The sequence below is a fragment of the Flavobacterium sp. AJR genome, assembly GCF_002156885.1.
Taxonomy (GTDB): domain Bacteria; phylum Bacteroidota; class Bacteroidia; order Flavobacteriales; family Flavobacteriaceae; genus Flavobacterium.
On record NZ_NCWQ01000182.1, the window covers coordinates 1 to 2,151 of the forward strand.

The following is a 2,151-nucleotide window of genomic DNA, read 5'->3' on the forward strand; positions in this document are numbered from 1 at the left end:
CTCGAAGGGGAACCTACTGCATATTCTGTTGAATGGGATTCTGATGCAATACCAAATCAAGACATTACTCCTTATACATTTACATATTGGAGTTGCCCTCAATTTTGCCACAAAAAGCTAAGACGGTCAATTTCGACATTTACTAGTTTTTATTACTCTCTTTTTCTTATCGGCAAAAACCATTGATTTTATTCAAAATTTACCATATATTTGCCGATAACAGAACTTCATAAACATGAAATATCTTTCAGTAGTAGAATTTGCAAAAAAGCTGGAACTGTCCGAGAGGACGGTTCGTAATTATTGTGCTTTAGGTAAATTAAAAGGAGTTTTCCTAACAGGTAAAACCTGGAGTATTCCTGAAGATGCAGTAATGCCTCGAAAAGGAAATAAAAAAGTAAGTAAGAATATTTTACTGAACAGCTTAAAAGAGCAAAAGGATATGAAATTAAAGGGTGGTATCTACCACCGAACGCAGATTGATTTAACCTATAATTCAAATAAAATTGAAGGAAGCAGACTTACACACGATCAAACAAGATATATTTTTGAAACCAATACAATTGGTGCTTCTAAAGAAAGTGTAAACGTAGATGACATTATTGAAACCTCTAATCATTTTCGCTCTATAGATTTTATTATTGAAAAAGCAAATACTAAGCTCAACGAAACCATTATTAAAGAACTTCATTTTTTATTAAAATCTGGTACTTCTGATAGTGGAAAAGACTGGTTTAATGTTGGCGAATACAAAAAAATGCCAAATGAAGTTGGAGGTAATGAGACTTGTCCTCCTAATCAAGTTGCTCAAAAAATAAAAGAACTTCTCGCTACTTATCATACCATTAAAAATAAAACTATCGAAGACATCATTGATTTTCACTATAAATTCGAAATCATACATCCTTTTCAAGATGGGAATGGTCGTGTTGGACGATTAATTATTTTTAAGGAATGTCTTGCAAACAATATTGTGCCATTTATCATTGATGAACAGCTAAAGCTTTTTTATTACAGAGGATTACAGGAATGGAATCACATAAGAGAATATTTGATGGATACCTGTCTAAGTGCTCAGGATAATTACAAATCTATTCTCAATTATTTCCAGATCGAATACAAGTAATACATATAAAATCAAAATTTTTCGATTTATCGGAAAAAATTAGTTAATTTTTATTTTCACAAAACGAATTATACATCTCATTTTAAATAAGTTAAGGCATGAAAATTAACTTAAAAATCAGTAAAAAAATGGCATTCTGAGTTTCATGGCAAAATCGTGGCACAGTAGTTTACGAAAATTGACAAATGCAGGAAATACGCGGTTTTCAATCTTAAGGTTCGAATCCTGCATCGTCCGCTAAAAACTCCATTTTTAATTAAGACCATTTTTACTCAATTGTGTATGCAGTATGGATACAATTGAAAACATAAGAAACATGACTGTATGAATAACTATTGACCTACCAAGTTCACTTTGGAATTCTTTTCAGAACATATTCCAATTCCGATATATGGGCTTTTCACTAAGGTAATTTGGTAAGTAAAATCAAATCTTTCAAATTACGTCCGCAGTGCAGACGCAAACTGAGTTAAATGATTTAATGTTTTTAGACCCTCATTATACTGAAAATTATTGAGTTCCAGTAAACACGGTCTTGCGCATTACTGGCTCCGTCAGAAATTTCATCTTTACTTTTGTTTAAATATCTGCACAAAAAAAACCCTAGAAATGGGCTTAAAATTTATTTTCAAAAAAAAAATACAATGTATTAGGTTTTATTCTGACTATTTTACCATCCTTCATTACTACTAAATCGCTGTTTGTTTCTTTTTAAATTCAATTAGCTTTTCGCAAACTTTATCCATTCATTCTAGAACTTTCTTCTGAGTCGATGTTGTTTTGTGATTTTCCATTTGTAGTTATTCTTTTAGTTTATTGAACTTAATTCTATTTAGAATTTCAATCGTATTACCAAATGTTTTTTGTGCTATTAATTCTGCCTTTGCATTAGTGTTATCAAATATCATTGCCTCATTAACTATTGGCAAATATATCTTAAATAAATTTATTAATCCATTTGTATATCGACGTCTGATAACATCATTTTCAATATTATGACCACCTTCCTGGACCCTGGTTTTTAC

Annotated in this window: 2 protein-coding genes and 1 pseudogene; 2 read left to right on the forward strand and 1 reads right to left on the reverse strand. The window is 30.7% G+C overall.

Annotation, left to right across the window (positions count from 1 at the left end):
- Positions 1–186: hypothetical protein (locus B8T70_RS24165; RefSeq protein WP_207621563.1), on the forward strand; the 186-nt coding region annotated here is incomplete at its 5' end.
- Positions 187–235: 49 nt separating this feature from the next.
- Positions 236–1,126, forward strand: a complete 891-nt coding sequence (locus B8T70_RS24405; RefSeq protein ID WP_039116793.1) for a DNA-binding protein — start codon at positions 236–238, stop codon at positions 1,124–1,126.
- Positions 1,127–1,926: 800 nt separating this feature from the next.
- Here the strand turns inward: B8T70_RS24405 and B8T70_RS23440 are convergent.
- Positions 1,927–2,151, reverse strand: a pseudogene (locus B8T70_RS23440) (zeta toxin); the annotation flags it as partial.